The organism is Nocardioides stalactiti (assembly GCF_014180715.1).
Classification (GTDB): domain Bacteria; phylum Actinomycetota; class Actinomycetes; order Propionibacteriales; family Nocardioidaceae; genus Nocardioides; species Nocardioides stalactiti.
Genome location: NZ_JACEFC010000009.1, coordinates 1 through 16,828 on the forward strand (window position 1 = coordinate 1; position 16,828 = coordinate 16,828).

The 16,828-nt window shown below is 71.1% G+C and carries 16 protein-coding genes and 1 pseudogene; 12 read left to right on the forward strand and 5 right to left on the reverse strand.

Translation table 11 applies throughout. The annotated features are described in order from the left end of the window. Together H0487_RS03060 and H0487_RS03065 are read left to right on the forward strand one after the other, a co-directional pair. A pseudogene (locus H0487_RS03060) lies at window positions 1–331 on the forward strand (RNA polymerase subunit sigma-24); the annotation flags it as partial. Between the two features lie 56 nt (window positions 332–387). Further along, window positions 388–858, forward strand: a complete 471-nt coding sequence (locus tag H0487_RS03065; RefSeq protein ID WP_183092759.1) for a hypothetical protein — start codon at window positions 388–390, stop codon at window positions 856–858. On the opposite strand, the gene H0487_RS03070 is transcribed toward H0487_RS03065, so the two are convergent. Beyond that, on the reverse strand, window positions 849–1,847 hold the full coding sequence (locus H0487_RS03070) for an AraC family transcriptional regulator (protein WP_183092760.1): 999 nt from the start codon (window positions 1,845–1,847) through the stop codon (window positions 849–851). The two genes, H0487_RS03065 and H0487_RS03070, sit on opposite strands and share 10 nt — an antisense overlap. 98 nt (window positions 1,848–1,945) lie before the next feature. On the opposite strand from H0487_RS03070, the gene H0487_RS03075 reads away from it, so the two are divergent. The 6 genes from H0487_RS03075 (at window position 1,946) to H0487_RS03100 (ending at window position 8,170) form a co-directional block, all read left to right on the forward strand. Continuing rightward, entirely contained in the window at window positions 1,946–3,151 is a 1,206-nt protein-coding gene (locus H0487_RS03075; RefSeq protein ID WP_183092761.1) for a lipid-transfer protein, read from the forward strand. Between the two features lie 28 nt (window positions 3,152–3,179). Next, complete coding sequence (locus H0487_RS03080) at window positions 3,180–3,611, forward strand: type II toxin-antitoxin system Rv0910 family toxin (RefSeq protein WP_183092762.1); 432 nt, start codon at window positions 3,180–3,182, stop codon at window positions 3,609–3,611. Window positions 3,612–3,614: 3 nt separating this feature from the next. After that, window positions 3,615–4,520, forward strand: a complete 906-nt coding sequence (locus H0487_RS24155; protein ID WP_183092763.1) for a MaoC/PaaZ C-terminal domain-containing protein — start codon at window positions 3,615–3,617, stop codon at window positions 4,518–4,520. 1 nt (window position 4,521) lies between these two features. Then, on the forward strand, window positions 4,522–5,400 hold the full coding sequence (locus H0487_RS03090; RefSeq protein WP_183092764.1) for an SDR family oxidoreductase: 879 nt from the start codon (window positions 4,522–4,524) through the stop codon (window positions 5,398–5,400). After that, window positions 5,397–6,659, forward strand: a complete 1,263-nt coding sequence (locus H0487_RS03095) for an acyl-CoA dehydrogenase family protein (RefSeq protein ID WP_183092765.1) — start codon at window positions 5,397–5,399, stop codon at window positions 6,657–6,659. Before H0487_RS03090 ends, H0487_RS03095 begins: the two co-directional genes overlap by 4 nt. 65 nt (window positions 6,660–6,724) lie before the next feature. Then, window positions 6,725–8,170 (forward strand): glyceraldehyde-3-phosphate dehydrogenase, encoded by a 1,446-nt coding sequence (locus H0487_RS03100; protein WP_183092766.1) that lies wholly within the window; start codon window positions 6,725–6,727, stop codon window positions 8,168–8,170. Between the two features lie 30 nt (window positions 8,171–8,200). Here the strand turns inward: H0487_RS03100 and serA are convergent, their stop codons facing one another. Together serA and H0487_RS24160 are read right to left on the reverse strand one after the other, a co-directional pair. Further along, window positions 8,201–9,394, reverse strand: a complete 1,194-nt coding sequence (serA, locus tag H0487_RS03105) for a phosphoglycerate dehydrogenase (RefSeq protein ID WP_183092767.1) — start codon at window positions 9,392–9,394, stop codon at window positions 8,201–8,203. A 49-nt stretch (window positions 9,395–9,443) separates the two neighbouring features. Then, entirely contained in the window at window positions 9,444–11,351 is a 1,908-nt protein-coding gene (locus tag H0487_RS24160) for an LTA synthase family protein (protein ID WP_183092768.1), read from the reverse strand. 58 nt (window positions 11,352–11,409) lie between these two features. Between H0487_RS24160 and H0487_RS03115 the strand changes: the two genes are divergently transcribed. Further along, window positions 11,410–12,561 carry an acyl-CoA dehydrogenase family protein gene (locus tag H0487_RS03115; RefSeq protein ID WP_183092769.1) on the forward strand — a complete coding sequence of 384 codons (1,152 nt, stop codon included), beginning with the start codon at window positions 11,410–11,412 and terminating at the stop codon, window positions 12,559–12,561. A 190-nt stretch (window positions 12,562–12,751) separates the two neighbouring features. Here H0487_RS03115 and H0487_RS03120 read toward each other — a convergent pair whose 3' ends face one another. Continuing rightward, window positions 12,752–14,212 carry a flavin-containing monooxygenase gene (locus H0487_RS03120; protein WP_220793034.1) on the reverse strand — a complete coding sequence of 487 codons (1,461 nt, stop codon included), beginning with the start codon at window positions 14,210–14,212 and terminating at the stop codon, window positions 12,752–12,754. 65 nt (window positions 14,213–14,277) lie between these two features. On the opposite strand from H0487_RS03120, the gene H0487_RS03125 reads away from it, so the two are divergent. Next, entirely contained in the window at window positions 14,278–14,718 is a 441-nt protein-coding gene (locus H0487_RS03125; protein WP_183092770.1) for a type II toxin-antitoxin system Rv0910 family toxin, read from the forward strand. Continuing rightward, entirely contained in the window at window positions 14,715–15,122 is a 408-nt protein-coding gene (arr, locus tag H0487_RS03130; RefSeq protein ID WP_183092771.1) for an NAD(+)--rifampin ADP-ribosyltransferase, read from the forward strand. Before H0487_RS03125 ends, arr begins: the two co-directional genes overlap by 4 nt. Window positions 15,123–15,430: 308 nt before the next feature. Here arr and H0487_RS03135 read toward each other — a convergent pair whose 3' ends face one another. Then, entirely contained in the window at window positions 15,431–15,736 is a 306-nt protein-coding gene (locus H0487_RS03135; protein ID WP_183092772.1) for a hypothetical protein, read from the reverse strand. A 194-nt stretch (window positions 15,737–15,930) separates the two neighbouring features. Here H0487_RS03135 and H0487_RS03140 point away from each other — a divergent pair, with 194 nt between their 5' ends. Continuing rightward, window positions 15,931–16,761, forward strand: coding sequence for an HIRAN domain-containing protein (locus tag H0487_RS03140; RefSeq protein ID WP_183092773.1), 831 nt, complete (start codon window positions 15,931–15,933; stop codon window positions 16,759–16,761). The last annotated feature ends 67 nt before the right edge of the window (window positions 16,762–16,828 follow it).

Below are 16,828 nucleotides of genomic sequence, written 5' to 3' on the forward strand. Positions count from 1 at the left end.
GACCGACTGGACCACCATCGCCCGGCTCTACGACGTCCTCGCCGAGGCGGCGCCCGGTCCGGTCGTCGAGGTGAACCGCGCGGTCGCCCACGGGCGAGCCGCCGGCCCCGACGCCGGCCTGGCCGTGCTCGACGCGATCCCCGACGGCGCCCTCGCGGGCTCCCACCTGCTGCCGAGCGTCCGCGGCGACCTGCTCGCCCGCGCCGGCCGGCACGCCGATGCCGCCGTCGCGTTCCGTGGGGCGGCGGCCCTCACCCGCAACGACAGCGAGCAGGTGCTGCTGCTCGGACGTGCGGAGGAGTGCGAGCGGGCGACGTCGCCGGACTCCTGACCGCAGCACCGGTCCCGGGGCCGGACGCATGGGCTATCGTTCGAACATGCGTTCGCATGGCGAGGTCGCAGGCCAGGAGCCGTTGCCGTTCGAGGCACCCGTCGGCGCGACCCGGCCGGACGGCGTACGGCGGCCGCCGCAGGGCGCCGTACGCCGTCCGGCCGGGTCGCGCCGACGGCGTACGGCGGCCGCCGCAGGGCGCCGTACGTCCGCTGATCGTGGCCCTCGGCGGCGAGCTGGCGCGGGCCCGCGGCTGGCCGGCGGGGACCGAGGTGCTCCTCGACCCGGCCCGACGCCCGCAGTGGGCAGACGTGGTCGTCGTCCGGGAGCGGGGCGCGCTCGTCGCCGGTGTCGTCGGCCGGCAGTTCGGGCGGCCGGTCCTGCGCAACGACCGTGGCGTCATCTGGATCGGGCTGGGAGCCGAGGTCGTCGGCGTGGTCGAGGTGGTCGCGCCGGTGCTCGACGTCGCGCGGCGCCCCGAGGTCCCCGAGGTCCCCGAGGTCCCTGAGGCCACGGCTCAGCGGTAGGCGCTCGGCGGGCTGCCGGTCCAGCGACGGAACGCCCGGGTGAAGGCGCTCGGCTCGGAGAAGCCGAGGCGTTCGGCGATCTCGGCCATCGACTCCTCGCCCGCGACGAGCGCCGCGACGGCCGCGTCGCGCAGCACGTCGTCCCGGAGGCGGCGCAGCGAGGTCTCCTCGGCGGCGAGCCTGCGGCGCAGGGTCTGCGGGCTCATCGCGAGTCGCTCGGCGATCTCGTCGCCGGTCGGCTGGTCGGCGCGCAGGCCCTGGACGACCAGTCGGCGCACCAGGTCGGCGGTGCTGGTCCGGTCGGCGGTCGGTCGCGCCAGCAGCCCGGCGGGGGAGCGGGCGACGAACTCGTCGACCGCGGCCTCGTCACGCATGAGCGGCGCGGTCAACCACGAGGACTCGAGGACGAGGGCAGGCCGCGGCGCCTCGTAGACCTGGGGTGCGCCGAAGACCAGGTCCGGCATCTCCCTGCTGGCGGGCGCGTGGAACGGCAGCTCGACCCGGATGAGCGGGATCGGCCGGGCCACCGCCCAGCACATGACGCGGTGGGCGACGGCCAGGCCGGTGAAGGTGACGAGGTGCTCCGGGTCGTCGAAGCCGCGTTCGACGTCGAGCACGATCCGAGCCTCGTCGTTGTCGACGTCGAGCTGGACCGGGGGGAGCGCCGGCATCGCCCGCCCGAAGCCACGCACGCGTTCCAGCGCGGTGCCGAGGTCCGGCGCACCGCTGGCGCCGTACAGGAGGAGCCGGAAGGAACCGCGCGGCAACGGGTGGGTGCCCATGCCGAGCGCCTCGTCGTCGGTGTGTGCCCACAGCGCCTGCACGATGCTCGTCGCCTGTGCCTCGGTGACCCGGGACCGCCCCTGGGCCAGCAGCAGCGGAGGGATCCCGGCCTCGTGGAGGATCGCGTTGACGTCCCACTCCTGGGCGATCGCGAACGAGACGGCGGCCCGCACCAGCTCGATCGGCAGCGTGCGGTCGTCGGCCATGACGCGGAACGCTACACCCCGGTGGTGAGCGGTTCGGTTAAGCAAGTCGGCGGCTCGTGTCACCCCCGCCGGCGCCTCCGGGTGCGAGCGTTGCGGCCATGAGCAACCGCGTGTTCGTCATCGGTGTCGGCATGACGAAGTTCGAGAAGCCGGGTCGCCGGGAGGGCTGGGACTACCCCCAGATGGCGAAGGAGGCCGGGACCAAGGCGCTCGTGGACGCCGGCGTGGACTACGCCGCGATCCAGCAGGCCTACGTCGGCTACGTCTACGGCGAGTCCTGCAGCGGCCATCGGGCCGCCTACGAGCTCGGCCTGACCGGCATCCCGATCTTCAACGTCAACAGCAACTGCTCGACCGGCTCCAGCGCGCTCTACCTGGCCGCGCAGGCGATCCGCTCCGGCCAGAGCGACGTGACCCTGGCCCTGGGCTTCGAGAAGATGCAGCCCGGCTCGCTCGGCACGACGTTCAACGACCGCGAGCAGCCGATGGGCGACCACATGCAGCTGCTCGCCGAGATCTCCGAGGTGAAGTTCCCTCCGGCGCCGTGGATGTTCGGTGCCGCCGGTCGGGAGCACATGGAGCAGTACGGCACCACGCCCGAGCACTTCGCCAAGATCGGCTTCAAGAACCACCGGCACTCGGTCAACAACCCGTACGCGCAGTTCCAGCAGGAGTACACCCTCGAGGAGATCCTCGGCTCACCGGAGATCTACTCCCCGCTGACCAAGCTCCAGTGCTCGCCGACCAGCGACGGCTCCGGCGCCGCGGTCCTCGCGAGCGAGCGGTACGTCGACGAGCACGGCCTCGCCGGCCAGGCCGTCGAGATCGTGGGCCAGGCGCTCGTCACCGACCTCCCCTCGACCTTCGAGAGCCGGACGGCACGCGACATCATCGGCTACGACATGAACGTCCACGCCGCGCGAGCGGCGTACGAGCAGGCCGGACTCGGCCCCGAGGACGTCCAGGTCATCGAGCTCCACGACTGCTTCTCCGCCAACGAGCTCTGGCTCTACGAGGCGCTCGGCCTCTGCGGCGAGGGCGAGGCAGGGAAGCTCATCGACAACGACGACACGACGTACGGCGGCCGCTGGGTCGTCAACCCGTCCGGCGGCCTCATCTCCAAGGGCCACCCGCTCGGCGCGACCGGCCTCGCCCAGTGCGCCGAGCTGACCTGGCAGCTCCGCGGCACGGCCGACGCGCGCCAGGTCGAGGGCGTCCTGCAACCGAGTGGGGCCGCTCTCCAGCACAACGTCGGCCTCGGCGGCTCCGCCGTGGTCTCCCTCTACCAGCGCGCCGAGCGCTGAGAACCCGACCCTCGAAAGGAAACCGACCATGGGACAGCTCACCGCCACCCGCGACTTCTCCGCCTCCGCCGAGGACGTCTGGACCCTCGCCTCCGACCCCAACAACTTCGAGAAGTGGCTCACCCTCCACCAGAAGTGGAAGGGCGACATCCCTGCCGAGCTCGCCGTCGGCACCCAGATGACGGAGGTGATCTCCATGATGGGGATGCCCAACACGATCACCTGGACGGTCGACGAGTACGACGCCCCGAGCACGTTGGCGATCTCCGGCACCGGCATGGCCGGCGTGCAGGTCGCGATCTCGCTCGCGGCGACGCCGACCGACAGCGGCTCCCGCTTCGACCTGTCCTGCTCCTTCGAGGGACAGATGATCGTCGGCGCGCTCGGCAAGGCGATCGAGAAGCAGGGCGCGGCCGAGCTCGAGAGCTCGCTCGACAACTTCGCCGCCCTGCTGGGCTGACCCGTGACGCAGCAGAACGACCAGACGTTCAACCGCGACGGGCTCGGCGTCTGGACCGAGGAGTCCCGCTTCGAGGTCACCCGCGAGCGGGTGCAGGAGTACGCCGCCGCGACGAACGACCCGATCGAGGCGCATCGCGCCGGCGACGTCGCGAGCCCGGTGTTCGCGATCGTGCCGGTGTTCCAGTCGCTCATCGAGCCGGCGCTCGAGGTCGTGCCGATGGGGCTGATCGGCAAGATCGTGCACGGCGAGCAGGACTTCCGGTTCCACCGTCCCGTCCGGCCCGGCGACGTGCTGGTGTCGCGGAGCCGGATGACCGGGTGGCAGGGCCTGCCCAACGGGACCGCGGCCTGTGTCCACATCGAGTGCCGGGCCGAGGGGACGGGAGAGCTGGTCAACGAGCAGTACGTGACGTTCTTCGTCCGCGGCTTCGACAACGGCGACACGGTCGGTGAGCTCGCACCCGAGCACCGTTTCGACGAGACGCTGCTCGCCACCGAGCCCGTCGCCGAGACCAAGCAGCACATCGACGACGACCAGACCTACCGCTACGGCCCGGCCGCCGGTGACCCGATGCCGATCCATCTCGACGAGGAGTTCGCGAAGGAGATGGGGCTGCCGGGGATCATCGCCCACGGTCTCTGCACGCAGGCGTTCACGTCCTGGGCCGCGCTGACCGAGCTGGCCGGATCCGACGTGGGCCGGTTGCGGCGCCACGCTGTCCGGTTCGCCAAGCCGGTCCTGCCCGGGCAGGACGTCGTCACCACCTTCTACCGGGTGGGCAGCCCGGACGGCGCCGACGGCGTGACGACGTACGCCTTCCAGAGCGCCGTCGACGGCGACCTGGTCATCAAGGACGGTCTCGTCGAGATCGCCGACACCACTGCCGAGAACGACAGGGAGAGCTGACATGGGTGCGCTGACCGGACGGGTCGCCATCATCACCGGAGCAGGCCGGGGGATCGGCCGCGAGCACGCGCTGCTCTTCGCCCGGGAGGGCGCGGCGGTCGTCGTCAACGACCTCGGCGGCAGCAACGACGGGTCCGGCGCCGACGCCGGTCCCGCGGCCGAGGTCGTCGCGGAGATCGAGGCCGCCGGCGGTCGCGCGGTCGCCAACACCGACAACGTCGCCACCTGGGGCGGCGCCCGCGCGCTGGTCGACCAGGCGGTCGCCGCGTTCGGCCGGCTCGACGTGCTCGTCAACAACGCCGGCATCCTCCGGGACGGCTTCATCGCCGGTCTCGAGGAGTCCCAGTGGGACGCGGTCGTCGACGTCCACCTCAAGGGCCACTTCGCCCCGCTGCACTTCGCGGCGGCGTACTGGAAGCAGCAGGCGGCGGCCGGCGAGCCCGTCTCCGCCTCGGTGATCAACACCGCCTCGGCGAGCGGGACCACGATGCCCAACGCCGGGCAGGCCAACTACGGCGCCGCCAAGGCCGGCATCGCCGCGCTGACCCTCGTCGCCGCCGACGAGCTGTCGCGCTTCGGCGTCCGGGTCAACGCGATCGCACCGATCGCCCGGACCCGGCTCACGCTGGCCACCCCGGGCATGGGCGCGATCTTCGCCGTCGAGCCGGAGGAGGGCGAGGCGGACCTGTTCTCGCCCGCGCAGGTCGCGCCGCTGGTCGCCTGGCTCGCCACCGAGAAGTGCGACGTGACCGGCCAGGTCTTCGCGATCACCGGCGGTGCGGTGCAGCGCCTCCGGGGCTGGACGGTTGACAAGACCGCCGAGACCGACGATGACTGGGACCTCGACACCATCGCCGACGCCGTCAGGAGCTTCACGTGATCGAGTGGTCGGAGACGGACCTGGCCGTCCAGGAGGCGGTCCGCCAGTTCGTCGACGCCGAGATCCGGCCGATCCGCGAGGAGCTGGAGTTCGGCGAGCTGCCGCCGTACGGCGTCCTGCGCAAGCTGTGGAAGACGTTCGGGCTCGACGCGATGCTGGGCGACAGCATCGACCAGCTCCTCGCCAAGGAGCGGGCGCGCGCCGAGTCGGGCGAGCCCGCGTCGCCGCGGGACGCCGGTGCCAGCAGCCCGATGGGTGCGCAGGGGAGCATGGGCGTCGTCCTCATCAAGGAGCTGTGCCGGGTCTCCCCGGGCCTCATCGGCGCGATGGGCGTCAGCCTCGGACTCGGCGCAGCCACGATCCTGGCGCGCGGGACGCTGGCCCAGAAGGAGCGGTGGGTCAAGGACATCGTCACCCTCGACAAGGTCGCGGCCTGGGCGCTGACCGAGCCGGGTGCCGGGTCCGACGCGTTCGGCTCGATGAAGACCTACGTGAAGCGCGACGGCGACGGCTACGTCCTCAACGGCTCCAAGACCTTCATCTCCAACGGCCCCTACGCCGACACGATCGTCGTCTACGCCAAGCTCGACGACGGCGAGGCCGACGCCCGCAGCCGCAAGGTGCTGACCTTCGTGCTCGACACCGGGATGGCGGGTCTCACCCAGGGTCGGCCGTTCCGCAAGATGGGCTTCCACTCCTCGCCGACCGGTGAGCTCTTCTTCGACGACGTCCGCCTCGAGCGCGACCGGCTGCTCGGTGAGACCGAGGAGCACGAGGGCGGCGACGGGCGCGACAGCGCCAAGACCGGCTTCGTCGCCGAACGCACCGGCATCGCGGTGATGGCGCTCGGGATCATCGAGGAGTGCCTCGACCAGTGCGTCCACTACGCGCGGACGCGGATCCAGTTCGAGCGGCCCATCGGCGACTACCAGCTCGTCCAGCTCAAGCTGGCGCGGATGGAGATCGCCCGGGTCAACGTGCAGAACATGGTGTTCCGCACGCTGGAGATGGCGGCCGCCGGCAAGCAGCCGACGCTCGCCGAGGCGTCCGCGATGAAGCTCTACTCGTCGGAGGCGGCGACCGAGGTGGCCATGGAGGCGGTCCAGCTCTTCGGCGGCAACGGCTACATGTCGGAGTACCCGCTCGAGCAGCTCGCCCGGGACGCCAAGTCGTTGATGATCTATGCCGGAGCCAACGAGATCCAGGCGACCCACATCGCGAAGGGTCTGCTGGCCGGGGAGGCCCCCGCGTCTGCGTGAGATGCGTCTCGTCGGCCGCGGGATCGCGCCGGGAGCACCCCTGGGTGAGTGAAAGAATGCGCGCCATGTCGACGTACCTGGAGACCCTTGCTGAGTGGAACGGGCGGGAGGAGGTCGCCGAGGCGTCCATCCCGCTGATCGGCGCGCTCAACCGCGACAAGGGCGTGACCGTCGTCCTGCACAGCCGCTCGTTGGTCAACAAGGACGCCGTCCGGATCATCAAGACCCACCGCTTCGCCCGGCGGGTCAGCGGCGAGGAGCTGTCGGTCCGCGACACGTTCCCGTTCCTCCGGGCCGTCAGCGGGCTCGACATCGGTTCGGTCAAGATCGACCTCGCCCGGCTCCACGCGGCGTACGACGCCGACGACCGCGGCCTGAGCATCGAGGACTTCGTCGCGGACGCGCTCAGCGACATCAGTGGCGACAACAAGCCTGCCGGTGCCGAGCCGCGCGACGTCGTCCTCTACGGCTTCGGCCGGATCGGTCGGCTGGTCACCCGGCTCCTCGTCGAGAAGGCGGGCGCCGGCACCGGGCTGCGTCTCCGGGCGGTCGTGGTCCGCAAGGGCAAGGGCGACGACGACCTCGCGAAGCGCGCCTCGCTGCTGCGCCGCGACTCGGTCCACGGACAGTTCAACGGCACCATCCAGATCGACGAGGCCAACAACCTCATCATCGCCAACGGCACCGCGATCCAGGTGATCTACGCGGGCTCGCCCGACGAGATCGACTACACCGACTACGGCATCAGCAACGCGATCCTGGTCGACAACACCGGCATCTGGCGCGACCGCGCGGGCCTGGAGAAGCACCTGCGCCCCGGGATCGCCAAGGTGCTGCTCACCGCGCCGGGCAAGGGTGACATCCCCAACATCGTCCACGGCGTCAACCACCTCGGCGTCGACCCGGCCGAGCGGGTCCTGTCGTGCGCGTCCTGCACGACCAACGCGATCGTCCCCACGATCAAGGCGATGGACGACGAGTTCGGGCTGCTGCGCGCCCACGTCGAGACGGTGCACTCCTACACCAACGACCAGAACCTGCTCGACAACTACCACCCGGCCGACCGCCGCGGCCGCTCCGCACCGATCAACATGGTGCTCACCGCGACCGGTGCCTCGTCGGCCGTGAAGAAGGTCCTCCCGGACCTCGAGGCGTCGATCTCGGGCAACTCCATCCGGGTGCCCACGCCGGACGTGTCGATGGCGATCCTCAGCCTCCAGCTCAAGACCTCCACCACCCGCGACGACGTGCTGGCGCACCTGCGGCGTACCTCGCTCGAGGGCCCGCTCAGCCGTTGTCTCGACTACACGACCGCCAACGACGCCGTCTCCAGCGACTTCGTCGGCTCGCGCGCCTCCTCGGTGATCGACGCCAACGCGGCGCTCGTCGACGGCGACCAGGCGATGCTCTACGTCTGGTACGACAACGAGTTCGGCTACTCCTGCCAGGTGGTCCGCGTCGTCCAGAGCATCTCCGGCGTCGAGTACCCGACCTACCCGCTGATCGGCTAGGTGTAGGTCCTCGGCGACGGTCTCAGCCCGTCACCAGGTCCGCGCCCAGACGCAGGAGTCGGCGCTGACGAGGTGGTCGACGACCTCGGCGGAGATCGGCGCCGAGGTGCTGGTGACGACGTAGCCGAGCTGGTCGCGGGTCGCGAGGGTCTGGTCGACGACGTTGTCGCCCGCGGCGGCCAGCGCGGCGTTGAGCTCGGCGAGCACGCCCGGGACGCTGTGGTGGAGCAGCCCCAGTCGGTGGCCGGCGGTCAGCGCGGGCGGGAGCACCGCCGGCAGGTTGACCGAGAGGGCGGTGCTGCCCTCGAGGGCGAAGCGCGCGAGCTTCTCGGCCACGAACCAGCCGATCTCCTCCTGCGCCTCCTGGGTGGAGCCGCCGATGTGCGGGGTGAGGATGACGTTGTCGAGGCCGCGCAGCACCGAGTCGAACGGGTCGCCCTGCGCCTTGGGCTCGGTCGGGAAGACGTCGACCGCGGCGCCGGCGATGTGCCCGGACTCCAGGTGGTCACGCAGCGACTTGTCGTCGACGACCATGCCGCGCGAGGCGTTGATGAACAGCGAGCGCGCCTTCATCGCCGCGAACTCGTCGGCGCCGAAGAAGCCGGCGTTGCCGGGCCGCCCGTCGACGTGGAGGCTGACCACGTCGGCTGCGGCGAGCAGGTCGGCCAGCGACCTCGTCCGCCGCGCGTTGCCGTGGGCGGGCCGGTCCGCGGTGTCGTAGAACAGCACCCGCATCCCGAGCGCCTCAGCGACGGTGGAGAGCTGGGTGCCGATGTTGCCGTAGCCGACGATCCCGAGCGTCCGTCCGCGCACCTCGTGGCTGCCGCGGGCCGACTTGTCCCACACGCCCTCGTGCATGCGCTGCGTCTTCTCGGGGAGCCGCCGGGCGAGGGCGATGATCTCGCCGATCACGAGCTCGACGACGCTGCGCGTGTTGGAGTAGGGCGCGTTGAAGACGCCCACGCCCCGCTGCGCCGCGGCCGCCAGGTCCACCTGGTTGGTGCCGATGCAGAAGCACCCCACCGCCAGCAGGTCGGGCGCCTCCTCCAGGACGCGCGCGGTGACGGTCGTGTTGGAGCGGATCCCGAGCAGCTCGACGCCGGCCAGGGCCGCGACGAGCTCGTCCTCCGCCAGTGAGCCGGGCCGGAGCTCGACGTCGTAGCCGCGACCCTCCAGCACCTCGACCGCAGAGGGGTGGATGTTCTCCAGGAGAAGTGCCCGCACCGGGCCACCGTATCGACAGGGTGCCCACACCGCTGTCACCCGCCCTCGGTCAGCGGCGCGGGAGGGACTCGACGTAGGCGCGGGACAGGTCGATGAGGTCGAGCACGTAGTCGTAGTCGTCGCGGAGACCGTCGATGCTCGTCTGCTCGCCGTCGTCGAGCCGGGCCGCCCGACCGTCCGCGAACCCGCGGCCCGGGCTGAACATCACCTCATCGTTGACGAAGGTCCCGGTGGGCGCGTGGTAGGGCACCGAGAGCGCGTGCCGGTCGGTGTTGAGGAGGTCGACGCCGAAGGCGACGAAGCGTTCCTCTGCCAGCGAGACGCCGAGCAGGTTGGCCACCGTCGGCAGGATGTCGAGCTGGCCGGCCACCTGCGTCTCGACCGACGGCACCTGGCCGGGGACGTGGAACAGCAGCGCGGTGTTGAAGCGTCGCCCGAAGTCGTAGTCGGGCACGAGGCGCCGGACGTCCTCGACCGTGTCCTCGGTGTTCAGGCCGGCGTGGTCTCCGTAGACCACGAAGAGGCTGTCCTCCCACAGGCCGGTCTGCTTCAGACCCCGGATGAAGGTCCCCAGCGCCCGGTCGGCGTAGTTCTGGGCCTGCAGGTACGCCCCGACGAGCGTCCCTCGGAGCTCGTCGGGGAGGTCGAGCCCGACGAGGTGGTCCGGCACGTCGAACGGACCGTGCCCGGAGGCGGTGACCAGCTGGGCGTAGAACGGTGCGCCCTCGGCGCGGAGCTGGAGGAGCCGGTACAGGCCACGCGCGTAGAGGACGTCGTCGGAGGCGCCCCACACGTTGAAGTCCGGTCCGGGGAAGTAGTCCTTCTCGTGCCACTGGTCGAACCCGACTGCCGCGAACAGCTTGTCGTGGTCCCAGAACTCGGCCCAGTTCACGTTGAAGGTCTCGGAGGTGTAGCCCCGCGACCGGAGCAGCTTCGGCAGGCTGGGGAGCTCACGATCGCCGTACGCGGTGGACATCGGGGTCTCGCCCACAGGGTAGATCGACGTGTTGGTCGCGAACTCCGCGTCGACGGAGTTGCCCCTTCCCACCTGTTGGTAGTGATGGGGAAAGGAGTAGCTGGACCTGGCGAGGTCGTTGAGGTGCGGGGTCACCTCCTGGCCGGCCACCTCCAGCCCGAGGACCCACTGCTGGAGCGACTCCATCTGCACCATGATGAGGTTCTTGCCTGCTGCAGCACCGAACCCCCGGGCGTCCGACGGGTCGGTGATGGTCGTGTGGTTGCCCGACTTGAGGGCTGCGACCTGGTCGTAGGCCGTGGCGAGGTCCAGTCGCGGGGGCGGCTGCCACGACCTCAGCAGGGCGTCGAGCTCGTAGCCGATGACCCCGAGCTCCTCGGCGCGGTACTGCTCGTTGCGGACGTCGGCGTTGGCGTCGATCACAGCGGCCGTCGCCGAGGTCCCGATCAGGACGAGAGCGCCCAGGATCCGCAAGCGCGAGGGGAGGTCGATCGGGCGGGGCGGAAGCCAGCGCTCACCGAGGAGGAACCAGGCCGCGACGGCGGCGACCGGCAGGTCGGCGAAGAACAGGAGGAGGTGTGCGTCCAGCAGTTCGGCGATGCTGCTGCGGACGTCGTCGGCCTGGTCCGCCTCGTGCAGGGCGGTGAAGGTCGGGAGCGTCTGGAAGTAGCTGTAGTACACGACGATCGAGGCCAGGAAGATGCTGACGCCCGAGTTGAGCGCCCACAACGCCGTCGACGTCGTGACACCGTGGGCGACGAGGCCCACCAGCCCGACGAGGACGGCGGCGGAAGCCAGGTCGGTGAGGACCATTCCCGGCGTCGGCCATCCGAACATCAGGACGCGCGCGAGCAGGAGCTTGAGGGTGATCAGGGCGAGGACCAGGGGGACCGGGTGGGGGCGCCGTCGGAGAGCCGGGGGGTCGTCGCGTCGGTCCGTTCGCGGCGGCATCCGCGTGCCCAGCAGCGTCCCACCCCCCACCACCGTGACACTAGTGGTGTAAGGATGGGGTCCGCAGGCTATTCGCGAGAGGAACATCATGCGTCGCAGCATCTTCACCGAGGAGCACGAGGACTTCCGCAAGACCATGCGGGCGTTCATCGAGGCTGAGGTCGTCCCGCACTACCAGGAGTGGTACGACGCCGGCCTGGTCGACAGGTCGCTCTACACCAAGGTCGGCGACCTCGGGGTGCTCGGCATCGAGGTGCCCGAGGAGTACGGCGGCGCCGGGGTCGAGTCCTTCAAGTTCTCCGCGATCCTCAGCGAGGAGTCCGCGCGCGCGGGCATCCACCTCGGCGGGGTCGGCGTCCACCTCGAGCTGTGCCTGCCGTACCTGAAGAAGCTCGCGACGCCCGAGCAGATGCAGCGCTGGATGCCCGGCTTCATCTCCGGTGAGGAGATGTGGGCGATCGCGATGACCGAGCCGGGCACCGGCTCGGACCTCGCCGGCATGCAGAGCACGGCCAAGCGTGACGGCGACACCTACATCCTCAACGGTTCGAAGACGTTCATCACCGGCGGCGTCCTCGCCGACCGGGTGATCGTGTGCGCCCGCACCTCGCCGCCGCTGGAGAACAACCGGCGCCACGGCATCTCCCTCTTCGCGGTCGACACGAAGTCGCCGGGCTACGAGGTCGGCCGCAAGCTCGACAAGATCGGCCTCAAGACCTCCGACACCGCCGAGCTGTCCTTCACCGACGTCGCCGTACCGGTGGCCGACCTGCTCGGCGAGGAGAACGAGGGCTTCTCCTACCTCGGCCAGAACCTCCCGCAGGAGCGGCTCGGCATCGCGGTCGGCGCCTACGCCCAGGCCAAGGCAGCGATCCGCTTCACCAAGGCCTACGTCGAGGACCGCAAGGTGTTCGGCACGACCGTGGCGTCGTTCCAGAACACGAAGTTCGAGCTCGCGGCCTGCCAGACCGAGGTGGACGCGGCCGAGGCTGTCTGCGACCGGGCGATCGAGGCCCTCGACGCCGGCGAGCTCTCGCCCGTCGATGCCGCCTCGGCCAAGCTGTTCTGCACCGAGGTCGCCGGCCGGGTCATCGACCGCTGCCTCCAGCTGCACGGCGGCTACGGCTACATGAACGAGTACCCGATCGCGCGGCTCTACGCCGACACCCGGGTGACCCGGATCTACGGCGGCACCTCGGAGGTCATGAAGACGATCATCGCCAAGAGCATGGGGCTCTGAGCGGCGTGATCGACCTGGTGCTGGTCCAGCGTGTCGACCGGGTCGCGATCCTCACCATGAACCGGCCGGAGGCTCGCAACTAGCGGAGGCGTGGGTCAGCGGGGGACAGGTGCAGGACCTCGAGGCCAACCGGCAGGCGGTCATCGCCCGCGGGCGCCAGCAGGCCTGACTCGCACGAGGAGCGTCGGCGTCAGGCGGGAGTCGTCGTCTCGAAGGCGTCGTCGTCGATCGCCGCCAGCATCGACCGGAACCGCTTCGGCGCCCAGGGGAACAGCTCGACGCGGCCGCCCTGACCGACGTACCAGCTGGTGCAGCCGGTCGCCCAGACAGTGGCCGGCATGGCCGCGTCGACGTCGCGGTAGAAGGCGTCGGTGGCCTCGGTCGTCGGTGCCACGGTGTCGACCTCTCGGCGCCGCCAGCGCTCGATCCACGCGAGCATGGCGCTGGCCTGCGCCTCGGCGATCGCCACGAGGGAGTAGTTGCCGACCGGTGAGTTCGGGCCCATGAACATGAAGAAGTTCGGGAACCCGGGGACGGCGATGGTCCGGTAGGCCCGAGGTCCGTCCGCCCAAGCGTCGTCGAGCGTGAGCCCGCCCGGTCCGGTCATCGCGGCGGGACGCAGGTAGGCGTGGGAGTCGAAGCCGGTCGCCAGGACCAGCACGTCGCACTCGTGCAGCACTCCGTCAGCGGTGCGGACGCCTGTCGGCTCGACCTGATCGATGGCCTCCGTGACGACACGGACGTCGTCGCGCTGCACGGCGTCGTAGTAGCCGGTGGAGATGATCAGCCGGCGGCACATGGGCTCGAAGTCGGGCGTCAGCCGCGCGCGCAACGTCGGGTCCTCGATCCGTCTCAGCTGGCGCCTGATGAGCCACTGACCGAACCGCCGGGCGAGGCCGGGCCGCAGCAGCGCGGAGGAGAACGACTCGATGAAGAGACGGCTGCCGTGGTAGGTCAGCGCGTCGTACCGGGGGAAGCGGCGGTGCAGCCACCGGGTGAGGCGGGAGAACTCGGGGTTGCGCATCTGCATCACCCAGTGCGGCGTGCGTTGGAACACCACCAGCTCCGCGGAGCTCCCGGCGAGGTCGGTGACGATCTGCGCCCCGGTGGATCCGGTCCCGATGACCCCGATCCGGCGCCCCTCGAGCGGGACCGCGTGGTCCCACCGGGCCGAGTGGAAGGCGGGTCCGGCGAACGTGTCGAGGCCGTCGAGGTCGGGGTAGCGGGGGTGGTGCAGGATGCCGGTCGCCGAGATCACGAAGTCGTAGGCCGCGCTGGCCCCGGCAGTGGTGGTCACTGACCACCGCCCGTCGACCCAGTCGATGCGCGCGACCTCGGCGCCGTACTGGATCCGGTCGTGGACGCCGGTGTCGCGGGCGACCTTGGCGAAGTAGGCGTTGATCTCCGCGCCGGGGGCCATGGGCCGGCTCCAGTCCGGGTTCCGCGCGAACGTGTACTGGTAGAAGCGGGAGGGCACGTCGCAGGCGATGCCAGGGTAGGAGTTCTCGCGCCACGTCCCTCCCGCGGACGAGGCCTTCTCGTACAGCGTGAAGTCCTCGATGCCGGCGTCCGTCAGCAGCGCGCCGAGGCAGATGCCGGACATGCCGGCACCGATGATCGCGATCCTGGGCTGGCGCAGGGGAGTCCGCACCCGGCGAACCTAGCGCCTGCGGGTGGCGAGGTCCGGGTGCGCGCCGACCGGATACGGTCTGCGGCATGGCTCAGATCCGTGTGTCAGAGACCGTGCCGGTGCCGATCGACCGGGCCTGGGAGCTCGTGAGCGACCTCCAGCTGTTCGACGCGTGGCTCTCGCTGCACGACGGGTGGCGCAGCGACGTGCCGGCCGAGCTGTACGTCGGTCTGGAGGTCGCGTCCGTCGTCAAGGCGAAGGGACTGCGCAACCGGGTCACCTGGACGGTGACCGCGTTCGACCCGCCGTCGAACGTCCGGCTCTCCGGCGTCGGTGTCGGCGGGACGAAGGTGGCGCTCGAGTTCACGCTGAAGACCCAGGGCTCGGGGACCGCGGTGACCCTCAACGCCGACTTCTCGCACCCGTTGCTCAAGGGCCCGATGGGTTCGGTCGCGGGCCGCACGATCACCGGCGACCTCAAGGCCTCGATGAAGCGCCTGGTGGGGATCGCGGGGGAGCGCGGATGACCGACGTCCTCGACGAGGGTCCGTTCTTCCACGGCACCAAGGCCGACCTGCGCGAGGGCGACCTGCTCGTCGCGGGGTTCCGCTCCAACTACCGGCCAGAGATCGTGATGAACCACATCTACTTCACCGCGCTGGTGAGCGGTGCCGGCCTGGCCGCCGAGCTCGCCGCCGGCGACGCCGAGCCGCGGGTCTACCTGGTCGAGCCGACCGGTCCGTGGGAGAACGACCCCAACGTGACCGACAAGAAGTTCCCCGGCAACCCCACCCGGTCCTACCGCAGCGCCGAGCCGATCCGGGTTCTGGGCGAGGTGACCGACTGGCCCCGGCTGGCTCCCGCGGAGCTCCAGGCCTGGCGCGACCGGATCGCGCAGATGAACGTCGAGCGCGCCGAGATCATCAACTAGGGGATCAGCCGGGCAGCTGCTCGGCTTCGGACCACCGGGCACGGGCGAGCACCTCGCGGGTGCGGTCGGGAGCGACCCGGTGCGACGCGATGTCCTGCGGCCAGCCCTCGACCTCGCGGGTGGCCCAGTCCGCCCAGTCGGCGACGAGCTTGTAGTAGTCGGTGAGGAACGCCCCGAGCAGGAGGGTGGTCGCCCGGCGTTCGGCGTAGAGACCCTCCTGGGCAGCGACGAACTTCTCGGCGGCCTCGATGCTCCCGGTGTTCTGCTCGACGGCCCACTGCCGCGCGCGGGCGATCGACGCGAGTGCGTCAGGGGTAGGTGAACGCGATCACGACCCGGTTCTTGGTGCAGGTCTGGCGCGGGTAGCCCTCGCAGGTGAAGCCGTCGAGGTCCATGCCGGGGAGGAAGTAGCGGCGGATCTTGCGCTTGGCCGTCGCGCAGGTCGTGTTCTTGGCCGTGATCTTCTTGGCCAGCACGTAGCCGTCGCTGCGGAGCGAGCCGCACTTCTTCACGGCCGCCTCAGCGGGAGAGCCGAGTCCGACGCCGGCGGTGAACGGCAGGACGATGCCGACGAGGGCGGCTGTGGCCCATCGGGCCAGGGGCGAAGACGTCACAGTGCGAACCTCCAGGAGCGGCGACCGGCCGCCCTGCCCGAGACCGGCCGGTGCGCGCACTCTACGTCGACGGCGGGACGTCCGGGCCGGAACGAGGTGAGCACGGGTCGCGGTGCCGCACCCCTCCGTCACAACTGGGTCGCGGCATGCGCATTCCGGAGTCAAGAGGACGAGGTTCGGCTTACCGTCGGGCCATGGGTTGGATTCTCGGGTTCATCGTGCTGAGCCTCGCGCTGTTCGCGGTCGTCGCGCGTCGGGTGATGGATGCTCCGGTCGCGGTCGGCGCCGGCGCGCCGGAACGGCCGACGTCGCCCGAACCGCCGTCGGACCCGGCGTCGGACCACCTCCTCCGGAAGACGGAGGCGCGCATCGGCGCGATGGTGCCGCGGGGCAGCGGCCCGCCACCGACGCCGACACCGACACCGACACCGACTCCGGTGGTCCCGCCCGCCGCGGCACCCCCGGAGCCGGAGGTCGCCGGTCCGGTGCGTCGTACCGAGGTCCTCACCCCCGAGGAGGAGGCCGAGGCGCTCGCGCCCGGGCCCGACGGGTTCCCGGACGCGTGGTTGGAGCAGGTGGGGGACCGGCTGCTGGTCGTGACGCCCCGAGGACCGGTCAACCCGAGGAGCCGCACGGCCGCCAGCCGCGCCGGCCTGTGGTCGTTCGAGGTCCAGGTCGGTCCCGACCACGCCGAGGCCGCGCAGCGCGGTGACTTCAGCCCGGGCGCGCCGGTGCGGCTGGTGCGCGACCCGGACGACGCGGACGACCCGAGCGTGATCGCGGTGCAGGCCGACGGCGCGGACGAGCTCGCCGGCCGGGTGCCGCGCGGCTACGCGAAGCGGCTGGCGAAGGTGCTCGACTCCGGTGCCGACCTGGTCGCCGTGTCCACGCGTGGAGCGACAGCCCACCAGAAGGGCGCCAGCCCGCAGGTGCTGGCCGTGGAGCGGAGCCTCTGGGACCACCTCAACCGGCGTGCGTCCATCGACGGCAACGCCGAGGGCGCTCCGGGGCCGAGCTCGCCGTAGGCGGGGCGGGGCCGTGGCCGCATGGCGTGAGCCGCAGGGTCGCGCCACCTTCGTGGCGAGCCCGGAC